Annotated in this window: 15 protein-coding genes, 1 tRNA gene and 1 riboswitch; of the genes, 11 read left to right on the top strand and 5 right to left on the bottom strand. The window is 66.5% G+C overall.

What is annotated here, in order from left to right; genetic code table 11:
* Positions 1–77: 77 nt before the first annotated feature.
* Positions 78–178: riboswitch (ZMP/ZTP riboswitch) on the bottom strand.
* Between the two features lie 180 nt (positions 179–358).
* The 9 genes from F3J14_RS06855 (at position 359) to F3J14_RS06815 (ending at position 6,930) form a co-directional block, all read left to right on the top strand.
* Positions 359–1,105, top strand: a complete 747-nt coding sequence (locus tag F3J14_RS06855) for an SDR family NAD(P)-dependent oxidoreductase (RefSeq protein ID WP_166722355.1) — start codon at positions 359–361, stop codon at positions 1,103–1,105.
* A 109-nt stretch (positions 1,106–1,214) separates the two neighbouring features.
* On the top strand, positions 1,215–1,700 hold the full coding sequence (gene ybgC / locus F3J14_RS06850; protein ID WP_166722354.1) for a tol-pal system-associated acyl-CoA thioesterase: 486 nt from the start codon (positions 1,215–1,217) through the stop codon (positions 1,698–1,700).
* Positions 1,701–1,845: 145 nt separating this feature from the next.
* Positions 1,846–2,523: a protein TolQ gene (gene tolQ, locus F3J14_RS06845; RefSeq protein WP_006753266.1), complete on the top strand. Its 678-nt coding sequence runs from the start codon at positions 1,846–1,848 to the stop codon at positions 2,521–2,523.
* Positions 2,524–2,533: 10 nt separating this feature from the next.
* Complete coding sequence (gene tolR / locus F3J14_RS06840) at positions 2,534–2,983, top strand: protein TolR (protein ID WP_006753267.1); 450 nt, start codon at positions 2,534–2,536, stop codon at positions 2,981–2,983.
* Positions 2,980–4,047 (top strand): cell envelope integrity protein TolA, encoded by a 1,068-nt coding sequence (tolA, locus tag F3J14_RS06835; protein ID WP_166722353.1) that lies wholly within the window; start codon positions 2,980–2,982, stop codon positions 4,045–4,047. Before tolR ends, tolA begins: the two co-directional genes overlap by 4 nt.
* A gap of 108 nt (positions 4,048–4,155) precedes the next feature.
* Positions 4,156–5,451 (top strand): Tol-Pal system beta propeller repeat protein TolB, encoded by a 1,296-nt coding sequence (gene tolB, locus F3J14_RS06830; RefSeq protein WP_006753269.1) that lies wholly within the window; start codon positions 4,156–4,158, stop codon positions 5,449–5,451.
* A 17-nt stretch (positions 5,452–5,468) separates the two neighbouring features.
* Positions 5,469–5,978 carry a peptidoglycan-associated lipoprotein Pal gene (gene pal, locus F3J14_RS06825; RefSeq protein ID WP_006753270.1) on the top strand — a complete coding sequence of 170 codons (510 nt, stop codon included), beginning with the start codon at positions 5,469–5,471 and terminating at the stop codon, positions 5,976–5,978.
* A gap of 19 nt (positions 5,979–5,997) precedes the next feature.
* Positions 5,998–6,747: a tol-pal system protein YbgF gene (gene ybgF, locus F3J14_RS06820; RefSeq protein WP_166722352.1), complete on the top strand. Its 750-nt coding sequence runs from the start codon at positions 5,998–6,000 to the stop codon at positions 6,745–6,747.
* A 106-nt stretch (positions 6,748–6,853) separates the two neighbouring features.
* Positions 6,854–6,930: transfer RNA gene (locus F3J14_RS06815), tRNA-Lys, on the top strand.
* Between the two features lie 195 nt (positions 6,931–7,125).
* Here the strand turns inward: F3J14_RS06815 and yiaA are convergent.
* Both yiaA and F3J14_RS06805 read right to left on the bottom strand, forming a co-directional pair.
* A complete protein-coding gene (gene yiaA, locus F3J14_RS06810; protein WP_166722351.1) occupies positions 7,126–7,569 on the bottom strand; it encodes an inner membrane protein YiaA in 444 nt (147 codons plus the stop codon).
* Positions 7,570–7,680: 111 nt separating this feature from the next.
* Positions 7,681–8,631, bottom strand: a complete 951-nt coding sequence (locus F3J14_RS06805; RefSeq protein WP_166722350.1) for an AraC family transcriptional regulator — start codon at positions 8,629–8,631, stop codon at positions 7,681–7,683.
* A 129-nt stretch (positions 8,632–8,760) separates the two neighbouring features.
* On the opposite strand from F3J14_RS06805, the gene F3J14_RS06800 reads away from it, so the two are divergent.
* Together F3J14_RS06800 and F3J14_RS06795 are read left to right on the top strand one after the other, a co-directional pair.
* Positions 8,761–9,090, top strand: a complete 330-nt coding sequence (locus tag F3J14_RS06800; RefSeq protein ID WP_057926191.1) for a carboxymuconolactone decarboxylase family protein — start codon at positions 8,761–8,763, stop codon at positions 9,088–9,090.
* Between the two features lie 197 nt (positions 9,091–9,287).
* Positions 9,288–10,121 carry a class II glutamine amidotransferase gene (locus tag F3J14_RS06795; RefSeq protein WP_166722349.1) on the top strand — a complete coding sequence of 278 codons (834 nt, stop codon included), beginning with the start codon at positions 9,288–9,290 and terminating at the stop codon, positions 10,119–10,121.
* A 21-nt stretch (positions 10,122–10,142) separates the two neighbouring features.
* Here the strand turns inward: F3J14_RS06795 and F3J14_RS06790 are convergent, their stop codons facing one another.
* The 3 genes from F3J14_RS06790 to F3J14_RS06780 all read right to left on the bottom strand — a co-directional run bounded on the left by F3J14_RS06790 (position 10,143) and on the right by F3J14_RS06780 (position 13,128).
* A complete protein-coding gene (locus F3J14_RS06790) occupies positions 10,143–10,820 on the bottom strand; it encodes a GNAT family N-acetyltransferase (protein ID WP_247682151.1) in 678 nt (225 codons plus the stop codon).
* Positions 10,820–12,145: an aminotransferase class I/II-fold pyridoxal phosphate-dependent enzyme gene (locus F3J14_RS06785; protein ID WP_166722347.1), complete on the bottom strand. Its 1,326-nt coding sequence runs from the start codon at positions 12,143–12,145 to the stop codon at positions 10,820–10,822. The genes F3J14_RS06790 and F3J14_RS06785 overlap by 1 nt, the downstream gene beginning before the upstream one ends.
* A gap of 65 nt (positions 12,146–12,210) precedes the next feature.
* A complete protein-coding gene (locus tag F3J14_RS06780; RefSeq protein WP_166722383.1) occupies positions 12,211–13,128 on the bottom strand; it encodes a UDP-3-O-acyl N-acetylglycosamine deacetylase in 918 nt (305 codons plus the stop codon).
* Positions 13,129–13,157 lie beyond the last annotated feature (29 nt).

Genomic DNA, 13,157 nt, shown 5'->3' with positions numbered 1-13,157 from the left:
GGAACCAGCTCGACGTGGCGGAAGAATCCGTATGACGCGAGGCAGGACAGCCACCGGCGATGCACGCAACGGCGCACAACGGCTGCCCAGGCGAACGGCAAAAACGGCGCCCCGCGCTTCACGGTGGGATGCTCCACCTTGAACCCGAAGGGTTCTATCGCCAGTCACGCAGGGGTGATGAGCGCGTTAGTGTATTGGATGCGTCATGAATAGGCAACCGCACGCCAGTGGCCCCGAAATAATAAGGGCCGGACTCCGCGCACCCGTGCCGCCATGCGTTGGCGCCTTGCCGCGATGCGGCAATCTCAGTACGCTTGCGCGATACTATCCGCTACTTTGTTACCGACCAGGAGCAGCAATGATCGTGTTCGTCACAGGCGCGTCCGCCGGCTTCGGCGCCGCCATCGCCCGTGCCTTCGTCAAGGGCGGCCACCGCGTCGTCGCAACCGCGCGCCGCAAGGATCGTCTCAATGCGCTCGCGGCCGAACTCGGCGACGCGCTGCTGCCGTTCGAGCTCGACGTGCGCGACCGCGCAGCCGTCGAAGCCGTGCCGGCCGCGCTTCCCGCCGAATTCGCCGCGCTGGACGTGCTCGTCAACAACGCCGGTCTCGCGCTCGGCGTCGAGCCGGCGCACAAGGCGAGCCTCGACGAGTGGCAGACCATGATCGACACGAACTGCTCGGGCCTCGTGACCGTCACGCACGCGCTGCTGCCCGGGATGATCGCGCGAGGCCGCGGCCACATCTTCAATCTCGGCTCGGTGGCCGGCACCTATCCGTATCCGGGCGGGAACGTATACGGTGCGACCAAGGCTTTCGTCAGACAATTCAGCCTGAACCTGCGCGCCGACCTGATCGGCACGCCGTTGCGCGTGACGGATATCGAGCCGGGCCTCTGCGGCGGCACGGAATTCTCGAACATCCGCTTCCGTGGGGACGATGCGAAGGCCGCCAACGTCTACCAGAACGTCCAGCCGCTCACGGCCGAGGACATCGCCGACACGATCTACTGGATCGCGACGCGCCCCGCGCACGTCAACATCAACACGATCGAGATGATGCCGGTCGCCCAGGCCCCGGCCGGCCTCACGATCCATCGCGGCTGACCTGTCCGAGCGCAGCCGCAGGCACGGCTCCGGCCGGCCCGCGGCGTGCTACGGCGTACTACATTCCGTTACGAATCGGTTACGAATCGGTCCCTGCCCTTCCGGTAGAATGCGCGCCATGACTCAGCCTACCCGCTCCCCGGACGCGCCCTCCGGCTTCACCTGGCCGGTACGCGTGTACTACGAGGATACCGACGCAGGCGGCATTGTCTTCTATGCCAACTACCTGAAATTCTTCGAACGCGCCCGCACCGAATGGCTGCGCGCGTGCGGCATCGACCAGCGTCGGCTCGCCGACGACACGGGCGCGATCTTCATCGTCCGCAGTACGTCGCTCGACTACCGCGCGCCGGCGCGACTCGACGACGCGCTGACGGTCACGAGCCAGCCCGGCCGCATCGGCCGCGCATCGGTGGAATTCACCCAGGAAGCCTGGCGTGGCGACACGCTGCTCGTCACCGGACACATTCGCCTCGGCTGCGTTGACCGCACCGGCATCCGGCCCGCGGCGATCCCGCAGGTCGTGCTCGACGCGCTGCAACGCGGGCCCGTCACCGACACCGGGCAAACTGTACTGTCAACGAAGCTCGCATGAGCCCCGTTTAGACAAAGCCTATGAACTTGCCTTCCTGAATCGATACTAAGCAAGGTTCGGCGCCAGGCCTGACCTGCGCGCCGCGCCGCACGCATACCGTGCGCCCCTCGCCGGGCACCCCCGATGGGACGTTACTCAAACCTCTATGAACACTTCTCAAGACCTGTCGATCATTTCCCTCGTCCTCAACGCGAGCGTGCTGGCCCAGGCCGTGATGGGGCTGCTGTTGCTGCTGTCGCTGATGTCGTGGACCTTCATTTTCCGCAAGTGGTTCGCGATCCGCCGCGCACGCGCGCAGACCGAACGCTTCGAACGGGATTTCTGGTCGGGCGGCGACCTGCAGGCGCTGTATCAGAGCGCGGCCAACAACCGCCACACGATCGGCGCGCTCGAGCGGATCTTCGAATCGGGGATGCGTGAATTCCTGAAGGCGAAGGAAAAGCGCCTCACCGACCCTGGCCTCGTGCTCGACGGCGCGCGCCGCGCGATGCGCGCGTCGTTCCAGCGCGAAATGGACGTGCTCGAAGCGAACCTCGCGTTCCTCGCGTCGGTCGGCTCGGTCAGCCCGTACATCGGTCTGTTCGGCACCGTCTGGGGGATCATGAACTCGTTCCGCGGCCTCGCGAACGTGCAGCAGGCCACGCTCGCGAACGTCGCGCCGGGCATCGCCGAGGCGCTCGTCGCCACCGCGATCGGCCTGTTCGCCGCGATTCCGGCGGTGGTCGCGTACAACCGCTACGCGCACGACATCGACCGCCTCGCGATCCGCTTCGAGACCTTCATCGAAGAGTTCTCGAACATCCTGCAGCGTCAGGCCCAGTAAGGAGCACGCCATGGCAGGAAGTCCCATTCGATCCAGCATGCGCGGCGGCCGCTCGCGCCGTGCGATGGCCGACATCAACGTCGTGCCGTACATCGACGTGATGCTGGTGCTGCTCGTGATCTTCATGGTCACGGCACCGCTCGTGGCCCCGTCGATCATCAATCTGCCGACCGTCGGCAATGCGGCGCCACAGGAACAGACGCCGCCCGTCGTCGTCAACATCAAGGCCGACCGCACGATGAGCGTCAAGTACAAGGGCGACTCCGGCGCGACGCAGGAAGACACGATGACCAAGGCCGAGCTCGACAGCTTCATGTCGGCCCGGCAGGCCGACCATCCCGACCAGCCGGTCGTGATCGCGGCCGACAAGACCGTGCAGTACGATGCGGTCATGACCGTGATGTCGGATCTGAAGGCGCGCGGCGTCAAGCGCGTCGGCCTCCTCGTCAAATCGCAATGAACCGGCAGCAACCCACGCGCAGCAACGCCTACCCGTATCGGCCGCCTCGCGAGCGAGGCACCTGGCGCGCGTTCGCGCTCGCCGCGCTGATGCACGTGCTGCTCGCGCTGTTCCTCTATCACGGCGTGCAGTGGCAGAACAGCACGCCGGCCGGCGCCGAAGCCGAGCTGTGGACCGAGGTGCCCGACGTCCCCGCGCCGCGCCCCGTCGTCACGCCCACGCCGCCCGCGAAGCTCGCGCCGCCCCCTCCCCCGGTCCGGGACGAGCAGGCGGACATCGCGCTGCAGCAGAAGAAACGACAGCAGGAAGCGGCCGCGCGCGAAGCGCTGCTCGAGCAGCAGCGCCGCGCGCAGCAGTTGAAGGCCCAGCAGGAGGAAACCCGGCGCGAGCAGCTCGCAGCCCAGCAGGCCGCCGCGCTCGCCGCGCAGAAGGCCGCCGAGCGCGACAAGCAGAAGCAGGCGGACAAGCTCAAGCAACAGCAGCTCGTGGAGCAGCAGAAGCTCGAACAGCAGAAGCTCCAGCAGCAGAAACTGCAGCAACAGAAGCAGGCGCAGCTGGAAGCCCAGGAGGCGGCGAAGGCCAAGGCCGACGCGGCAGCGAAGGCGAAGGCGGAAGCCCAGGCCAAGGCGAAGGCCGAAGCGGCTGCGCACGCGAAGGCCGATGCGGCAGCGAAGGCGAAGCTCGACCGCGAACGGAATGCGCGACTCGCGCAGATGCAGGGCCTGGCGGGCGCCGGCGAAGGCGGCGGCCAAGGGCTCGCGAAAAGCGGCACCGGCACGGGTTCCGGCGGCAATGCCGCATCGCCCGGCTATGCCGACAAGGTGCGCCGCCGCGTGAAGCCGAACATCGTCTGGGGCGGCGAGCGCGCGGGGCTCACGACGATCGTCAGGATCCGCTGTACGCCTTCGGGCGACCTGCTGAGCGTCTCGGTCTCGCGGCCGAGCGGCAATTCGGGGTGGGATCAGGCGGTCGTCAATGCGATTCAGGCGTCGGTTCCGTTACCCCCCGATACTGACGGTCATACGCCGTCCAGCATTACGATTACCTTCAAGGCGGCGGAGTGAGCGCAAATGCGCTTACACTCCGTGCGTCGCTGCCGGACGGGAACGAATCGGGTATTTTTACTGTCTCTGCGGTTGCGCAGCGATCCAAGTCACATGGGAAGCAGAAGCATGAGATTGATGACGAAACTAGGTTTCAGGGCACTCGTGGCCTCGTGTCTGATTGCGGCCGGCGGCGCCGCTAACGCGCAGGTCAATGTGCTGATCACCGGCGTCGGTTCGACCCAGTTCCCCATTGCCACCGCGAACTTCGCGAACGAGGCAGGCCTGCCGCAGCAGGTCACGTCGATCGTCCGCGCGGACCTCGCGCGCAGCGGCAAATTCACCAATATCGATGCGGGCAGCACGCCCGTGCCCGAGACCGCTTCGGTGGATCTCGGCGCATGGAAGGCCAAGGGCGCGAACGCGTTCGTCGCCGGCAGCGTGAACCGCGAGGCGAACGGCCAGTACAAGGTGAACTTCATCCTGTACGACACCGTGAAGCAGCAAAGCCTCGGCGGCCTGTCGCTGACGGCCACCGACACGACACTGCGCACGGCCGGCCACAAGATCGCCGACTACATCTACCAGAAACTGCTCGGCGTGCGCGGCGTGTTCGCCACGCGCCTGTCGTACGTGATCAAGACGGGCAACCGCTACCAGCTGCAGATCTCGGATTCGGACGGCCAGAACGCGCGCATCGCGCTGTCGAGCACCGAGCCGATCATCTCGCCGGCGTGGTCGCCGAGCGGCACGAAGGTCGCGTACGTATCGTTCGAGCGCAAGAAGCCGATCGTCTACATCCACGACCTGCCGACCGGCCGCCGCTACATGGTCTCCGACCAGAAGGGCAACAACAGCGCGCCGGCGTGGTCGCCGGACAGCAACACGCTCGCCGTCGCGCTGTCGCTGACGGGCAATACACAAATCTATACGGTCAATGCGAACGGCGGCGGCCTGCGTCGTCTCACGCAGAGCAGCTCGATCGACACCGAGCCCTACTACTCGCCGGACGGGCGCTGGATCTACTTCACGAGCGATCGCGGCGGTGCGCCGCAGATCTACCGGATGCCCGCGCAGGGTGAAAGCGCCGGCGCCGCACAACGCGTGACCTTCACCGGCAGCTACAATACGAGCCCGCGCATCAGCCCGGACGGCAAGCTGCTCGCTTACATCTCCCGCACGGGTGGGGGCTTCAAGCTGTACGTTCAGGATCTGCAAACCGGCGCGGCGAACGCGATCACGAATACCAATCGCGACGAATCGCCGAGCTTCGCGGCAAACGGCCAGTACCTTCTCTACGCTACCCAGTCGGGTGGTCGCAACGTGCTGGCAGCTGTGCCCTCCGACGGCAGCGCGCCGCCTCAGATCCTGTCCGTCCAGGGCGGCTCCGTTCGCGAGCCGTCGTGGGGGCCCTTCATGCAATGACCACAAGGAGAGTAACCATGATGTCAAATAAAGCTCGTCTGGCCCTGGCCGTGATGATGATCAGCGCGCTCGCAGCGTGTAAGTCGGGCGTGAAGCTCGACGACAAGGCCAACGCTGGTGCGGTGAGCACGCAGCCGAGCGCCGACAACGTCGCGCAAGTGAACGTCGATCCGCTGAACGATCCGAACAGCCCGCTCGCGAAGCGCAGCATCTACTTCGACTTCGACAGCTATTCGGTGAAGGACGAGTATCAGCCGCTGATGCAGCAGCACGCTCAGTACCTGAAGAGCCACCCGCAGCGTCACGTGCTGATCCAGGGCAACACCGACGAACGCGGCACGAGCGAGTACAACCTCGCGCTGGGCCAGAAGCGTGCGGAAGCTGTCCGTCGCGCGATGGCACTGCTCGGCGTGAACGACTCGCAGATGGAAGCCGTGAGCCTCGGCAAGGAAAAGCCGCAAGCATCGGGCCACGACGAAGCATCGTGGGCGCAGAACCGTCGCGCCGACCTCGTCTACCAACAGTAAGTAACGGAAGAATCGCCGTATGACGCACCGTGTATCCCTGCTGCGCGTTGCTGCAGCATTCTGCGTCGCCGGCGCGGCGTGGTCGGCCGCGCCGGCGCACGCCGGCGTGTTCGACGACAACGAAGCGCGCCGCGCCGTGCTCGATCTGCGCAGCAAAACCGACAACCTGGCGAGTCAGTTGTCGGCCGCCCAGCGTACGATCCTCGACCAATCCGGCCGTATCGACCAGCTGAACCAGCAGGTCGCGACGCTGCGCGGCGAGAATGAGGATCTGACGAACCGGCTGACGACGCTCGAACGGCAGCAGAAGGAGTACTACCAGGATCTCGACACGCGACTCAAGAAGTTCGAGCCGCAACAGGCGACGATCGATGGTGTCGAAGGCACCGTGCAGCCGGGTGAAACGGATGCGCTCAGCGCGGCGCAGCAGCAGTTCCGCAACGGCAACTTCAAGGCTGCCGCGGCATCGTTCCGCAGCTTCATCGCGAAGTATCCGCAAAGCCCGTACCAGCCGACCGCGCAGTACTGGCTCGGCAATGCGCAATACGCGCTGCGCGACTATCGCGGCTCGACCGCGACGTGGCAAACGGTCGTGAGCAAGTATCCGCAGCATCCGCGCGCGGCCGACGCGCTCGTCGCAATCGGTACGAACCAGCTCGAGCAAGGCCAGAAGGCGGCCGCGAAGAAGACGTTCGAGCAGGTCGTGTCGCAGTACGCCGGATCGAACGCTGCGCAGACCGCGCAGGGCAAGATCGAGAGCATCAAATAAATTAGCGTGCCAGGTTGTTGACTGACCTGAAATTCGCCGCTATAATTTTTTGCTCTTTAGGTCGTTGGGCGAGTTAGCGCAACGGGCTGACAAGTTTCAAGAACGTGGGGTGGTAACTCAGTTGGTTAGAGTATCTGACTTTTAATCAGAGAGTCGAGGGTTCGAGTCCCTCCCACCCTACCAACTATCTTTGATAGTGCAATGAAAGCCTCCCTCGCGGAGGCTTTTTTGCGTCTGCTTCCCGCAGTGTCCCGCTCGGCATCTCGATGATGCTCCCGCCGATTTCGACGAAGTCGATCGACGGAGAGCCTGCGGTGCGCCGGTGCATGCGGGCCGGCGCGATACGGGCGCCGGGTCAGGCACCCGCCGCGCGCGCCGTCACTCCTGAACGGACGGCGCGGAATCGGCGTCGGTGAAACGCGGCTTGGCATGCTGCATGTCGCGCGTATTCTTCTGCACGGCCACCGCACCGAACAGCGCGAGCACGAACGACATCGCGTAGAACCCCTTCTCGCTCAATTGCAGCGTCGCGTTGAAGAGGCCGACGACCAGCAGCGCGATCGCGAGCAACAGCGCAACCCAGCTCAGCCCGTAGTAGATGCCGGTAACAGGAATGCCTTCCGCTCGGTCACGCACACTCTTCTGCAGCGAGATCGCCGCATAGAGGCCGAACGCGAGCACGGTGAAGTAGTAGCCCTTCTCGTTGAGCTGCATGCCGGCGTTCCACAGGCCGATCAGAAATGCCGCGAAACCGGCGATCAACGCGGCCCAAGACGCCGCGACGAATGCGAACGACGGCTGCTGGATGGTGGTCTGGTTCATTGCTTTTGCCCTCTCTTTCTTGTTGTTTCTTGTTCGGAATCGCTTTCGTTGGAATGCGTTTCGCGCATGGTAGCAGCTTTGCGGCGCCGCACGACGATCGCGCTTGCGGTCTCACGTGCCGCGCTGCGCGCGCCGCCAGCGCCCCGGCGTCGTGCCGAGCACCGCGCGAAACGCCTTGCCGAACGCCGCCTCCGACTGATAGCCGACCGCCTGCCCGATCTCCGCCTGCCCGCGCTGCGTGTCCTGCAGCAGCGCGCACGCATGCATCATCCGGATCTGCGCGACGAACGCGCCGACGCTCATCCCGGCCTTCTCGCGGAAATGCCGCGCATAGGTCGCGCGCGACATCGCCGACGCCGCGCCGAGCGATTCGACCGTCCACGGTTTCGCCGGCGCCTGCAGCACGGCCTGGACCGACGGGCCGAGACGCGCATCGGCCGCCAGCGCGAGCCAGCCGGCCGGCACGCGCGCATCGCGACCGTACGCGCGCAACGCATAGGCAAGCAGCGCCTGTCCGAGCGCGTTCACGATCGCACGCGCACCCGGCTGCGCATTCGATGCCTCCGCGCGCAGCACGCTAGTCAGCAGTTGCAGCGACGCCAGCCCCGACGACGCCTCTCGCAGCCCGACGTGCAGCACACGCGGCAAGGTGCGCATCAGCAATTCACCGGCACCGCGTGCATAGACGAAGCGTCCGCAGAGCAGGTCGACGCCCGCCTCGCCGTCATCCGCGGGATCGCGGTTCGACTTGACCGGCAGCACCGCGCCGCCCGCCGCGCCCGGTTCGCGCAGCAACGCGACCGACCTGGCGCCGCCCCCGCCCGCATCCGACAAATCGTGCGCGTCGCCCGCGGGCAGCAGCACGAAGTCACCGTCGACGAGCCGCAGCGTGCGCCCGTCGGCCGTGCGCAACCGGCACGTTCCGGACAGCAACAGGTGAAACGCCGCCTCGCCGGGCGGCAACGGGTCGTGCGGCATCGCGAACGGGCCGTCGAGCAGGCAACGCACGTCGAGCTCGACATGGCTGCGGCCCAGCGAAAGCAGTTGACTCAACGCGTCCATGAGACGTTTGCGCTAAAAATTGACACTCTAGCGTATCGAAGCCCTCAGTGCGAACGATCAGAATAAGCCCTGCATCGCCCGAGATCGCGGCATCCGCCGACCGACCCACTCTTCTCGAAAGGACGCATCATGCTGAACTGGAACGAATACCGGAAGGAACTCTCGACGCGCATCGGCGACATCGCCAAGCTCTCGCCCGACACGCTGGCCGGCTACAAGGCGCTGTCCGGCGCGGGCGCCAAGACGGGCCATCTCGACGCGAAGACGCGCGAGCTGATCGCGCTCGCGGTGGCCGTCACGACGCGCTGCGACGGCTGTATCGCGGTGCACACGGCCGAAGCCGCGAAGCATGGCGCGACCAAGGAGGAAGTGGCCGAAGCGCTCGGTGTCGCGATCGCGCTGAACGCGGGTGCGGCGCTCGTCTACTCGGCCCGCGTGATGGACGCGCTCGGCGAGTGAACCTGACGGCCGCGGCGCTACCGCCAGGGGGGGTGGCGCCCGGCCGCATTGGCCGCAGCATCGCGCATCCGGGCAGGCAACCGATGTATGACGATTGGCCGGCGTACCTGCCCGAATGACTAGCCGCGTGCGCCCAGGCACGGATGCGCCACGAAGTCGGCTACCATGCGCGAAGACGCATCGCGAAGGAGCGCTCCATGTGCCGCTGGCTCGCCTATACGGGCAATCCGATCCATCTCGAGACCGTACTGTTTCGCGCGAAGCATTCGCTGATCGACCAGAGCCTGCATTCGGAACTGGGCGCCACGACGACCAACGGCGACGGCTTCGGTATCGGCTGGTATGGCCACCCCGATGAACTGCCGTTTCGCTACCGCTCCGTGCATCCCGCCTGGAACGATCGCAACCTGCGCGAAGCCGCGCGTGCGATCCGCTCGCGGATGTTCGTCGCGCACATCCGCGCGGCGACCGATACACCCGTCCAGGAAACCAACTGCCATCCGTTCCGCCACGGCCGCTGGCTGTTCGCGCACAACGGACTGATCCGCGATTTCCACAAGCTGCGCCGCGACCTGACGCTGAAGGTCGACCCGGCGCTGTTCCCGACGCTCGAAGGCTCGACCGACTCCGAGCTGATGTTTCGACTCGCGCTGACCTACGGCCTCGAACAGACGCCGCTGCCTGCGCTCGAGCGGATGGTCGGGGTGGTCGAGGAAACCGCCGTGCGGTATCGCGTCGCCGAGCCGCTCAACATGACGATCTGCGCGACGGACGGCGACCGGATCATCGCGGTGCGCTACTCGAGCGAACGGCAATCGCGCTCGCTGTTCCACACCACGTCGTTCAAGCACCTGCACGAACTCTATCCGCACAATCCGCGCATCGCCGAAGCGGGCGACGACGCGTTCATGGTCGTGTCGGAGCCGCTCGTCGACCTGCGCGGGGCATGGGAGGAAGTGCCGGAAAGCATGGCGATCGTCGCGCAAGGCGCCGATGTGCAGCAGCGGCCGTTCAATCCGCGGCACAAGTAGGCCGCGAACGCGTTCGCACCCTCAGCCGCGGCGCGTAAGCCGCATGCGTACGGAATCGAGTTCGGCGGGCAGCCGGTGCGAGCGCGCGCGGCGCCGCGTCAGCGCAACGAAGCCGAGCCGCTCGTACAGCGCGCGGGCGCGCTCGTTGCGGGTCAGCACGTCGAGCACGATGTCGCGACTGCCGTCATCCGGCAGCGCGCCGGTATCGAGTGCATCGCGAAACAATGCGGTGAAGACGCCCGTGCCGCGCTGGCGCTCGTCGGTCGCGCAATGCGCAACGAGGATCTGCGAACGCTTCGGCGCCGGAATTTCCGTCTCGAGAATCAGTCCGCGCAGCAACTGGCCGATCGTGCGGCGCACGCCGAAGAAGCGCGCCAAGACCCACACGACGTGAACGTCGTCGAACCTCGTCCTGCGTCCGTCATGGATCGCCATCATGGCAAGCACGGTGCCGTCGGCGCCGACCGCGACGCGGTGCCGGCGCCACGAAAACCGGCCGTGACGCGACCGGAACGCCTGTTGCAGGAAGGCGATGCAGCGTGCGTCGCTTTCCCCGAGGAAGAAACCGAATTCGCCGACGCCGGATGCGAACACGAGCGGCGCGCATGCCGCCGCATCGTCCGCGCGGGCCGCGCGAAACGGCGTCGACGCACCGGCTTGCGGCACGCCGAACGATGACGCGAGCGCCGCGGCCGGCATCATGCCGCGCGCCCCGCCAGACGGGCCAGCACGGCGACCGTCCGGCTGATCTGCTCCGGCTCATGCGTCGAGCAGATGAAGAACCGCAGGCGCGCGGCCTTCTCCTCGACGGCCGGATAGAAGATCGGCTGCACGTTGATCCCTTCGTCGAACATCGCGTTCGCCCACTGCGCAGCCTTCAGCGAACTACCGGTGATCACCGGCACGACCGCATACCCGGCGCTCGTGCCCGTGTTCAACCCGGCGGCGCGCGCCTCGGTCAGGAACTGCCGGCCGCGCGCCTGCAGTTGCGCAATCCGCTGCGGCTCGGCCTGCAGGCGTTCGAGCGCGGCCAGCGACGCTTCGGCGAGCGTCGGCGCGAGTCCGACGCTATAGAGAAAGCCCGGTGCCAGATGGCGCAGCATGTCCACGAGCGGCTGACAGCCGGCGATGAAACCGCCGCAGCCGGCCAGCGTCTTGCTCATCGTGCCCATCCACATGTCGACCTGGTCGGGCGCGACCGCGCAATGTTCGCGGATGCCCTTGCCCGTCGCGCCGAGCACGCCGAGCGAATGCGCTTCGTCGACCATCAGGAACGCGCCGTGACGCGTCTTCACGTCGACGAAGCGCTGCAGGTCCGGGCAGTCGCCATCCATGCTGTACAGCCCTTCGATCGCGATCAGCACGTGCCGGTATTCGCGGCGCACGCGCGACAGCAATTCGTCGAGCGCCTGCCAGTCGTTGTGCGCGAAACTCAGCCGCTTCGCGCCGCTCAGCTGCGCGCCCTGCACGATGCTGTTGTGCGCGAGCGCATCGTGGACGATCAGGTCGCCGGGGCCGAACAGCGCACCGATCACGGTCACGTTGGTCGCGTGTCCGCTCACGAACGCGACGCAGTCGTCGGTCTCGTAGAACGCGGCCAGCGCGCGCTCGAGGTCGCGTTGCACCGGGCGCTCGCCCGCGACCATCCGGCTCGCGGACGCCGACGTGCCATAGCGGTCGATCGCAGCCTTCGCACGTTCGGATACAGCCGGATCACCCGCGAGACCAAGGTAGTTGTAGTTCGCGAAGTTCAGGTATTCACGGCCGCCGATCCGCGTGGTCGCGCCGGCCACGCCATCGTGCACGCGGAAGAACGGCGAGTCGACGCGCAGCTTTTCGCCCATCTCGCGCATGATCCTGACCTGCTGATACTGCGGCATCGATTCGAAACGGCTGCGCGCCGATGCGGCCTGTGCCGACGGTGCCGGGACGCCGGGGGCCGCGGCGGCTTCCGTCGCGCGCTCCAGTTGCCGTTGCAGGGCTTTCGCCGCCAGTTGCTGGCGAAGGTGTTCTCCGAGTGCCATTCGTTCCTTCGCTATATCTCAAAAATGGCGCGATATTACGCCGGGTATTTTTAACAAGACGTGGATCACGCGTCGGAAAACTCGACCCACCGCCATGCATCGGTATCGGCCAGCAACGCATCGATCAACCGGAAATTCATGTCGTGACTCGGGCGCAATGCACTGACGCGCGCGAGCAGCGGTGCACCGGCCAGCGCGAGATCGCCGACCAGATCGAGCACGCGATGCCGGACGAACTCCTCCGGCAGCCGCATCCCGCCCAGCACGCGATTGCCGACGATCGACGCCGTGCAGGACGGCCGCGCGCCGCGCAGGATCGGCACCCCGCGCACATACCCGGCGATGATCGCCGGCACAGCCCATTTCACGCGCCCGTACGAACGCGACGGCGCGATTTCGGTGGCAAACGTGTCCGGTGTCAGCGCGCCATCCCAGTGCATGTCGCCGAAGCCGCGTAAATCGTTGCGCACGCTCAGTTCGTAGCGCGAGGCCGGCTCGATCCGCATTTCGCGTCGCTGGTCCCCGGTGCCGTCCGCGACCACGACAGGCCGAAGCACTCGAATGAAGCGCTTCGGTGCGTCGAGCGCGATACGGCCGCAGGCACGGATCGCGTCGACCCACGGCGCGGCGCTGCCGTCGAGAATCGGCACTTCCTCCGCATCGAGCTCGACGACGGCATGATCGATTTCGCATGCGAGCAGCGACGCGAGCAGATGCTCGATCGTGCGGACGCCGACACCATCGGCATTGCGCAGCATCGTGCAAAGCGGCTGTGCGCGGCGCAGGGCGGGATCGACCTCGAGCACGCCGAGCTCCCGTCCGTTGCGCATTCTTCGAAACACGATCCCGTGCCGGCCGCCCGCCGGCGTCATCGGCTGGATCCGCACCTGCACGTGCCGACCGGTATGCAAGCCATGTCCCGACAGTGCCAGCGGCCGCGCAAGCGTGCCCTCGCTCGCCCGCCAGCCCGGAGGCAGCTTGATTCGGGGAATCTCCGCGTCGACTGGCACGC

The sequence above is a fragment of the Burkholderia sp. Tr-862 genome (assembly GCF_011753085.1).
In the GTDB taxonomy this organism is placed as follows: Bacteria; Pseudomonadota; Gammaproteobacteria; order Burkholderiales; family Burkholderiaceae; genus Burkholderia; species Burkholderia ambifaria.
Note: the sequence above shows the minus strand (reverse complement) of the source record. Positions and strands in the feature narration are given on the sequence as shown.